Below are 330 nucleotides of genomic sequence, written 5' to 3' on the forward strand. Positions count from 1 at the left end.
AAGATCGCCATCGCCGGTGGCAGCGAAGCCTGGCAGCTGGCGCCGGAGCTGGCCGCCGCACAGGTACCGGTGTTCGTCGATGTGTTGTCCAACCTGCCGGCCAGCTTCGACCAGATCGACAGTGCGCTTATCCGCATGGCCGGCGGCTTCGGCATCTTCCACTTCAACAAGGACGCGACGTTGAAGGGCAAGGCCAGCGATAGTGACTACATGGCGTTGATGCGGAAGTAGGTGCTCAGTTCCATCGGGCAGCGCACGCCTTTGGGAATGAACACGAAGCTGCCATCGGAGAACACCGCCGAGTTGAGTGCGGCGAAGTAGTTGTCACCC

General features: G+C 61.5%; 1 pseudogene. It reads left to right on the plus strand.

Annotation, left to right across the window (positions count from 1 at the left end):
* Positions 1-231, plus strand: a pseudogene (locus tag ABGA94_RS11075) (hypothetical protein); the annotation flags it as partial.
* Positions 232-330 lie beyond the last annotated feature (99 nt).

This window comes from Stenotrophomonas sp. 3diitr2024 (assembly GCF_042136455.1).
Lineage (GTDB): Bacteria > Pseudomonadota > Gammaproteobacteria > Xanthomonadales > Xanthomonadaceae > Stenotrophomonas > Stenotrophomonas sepilia.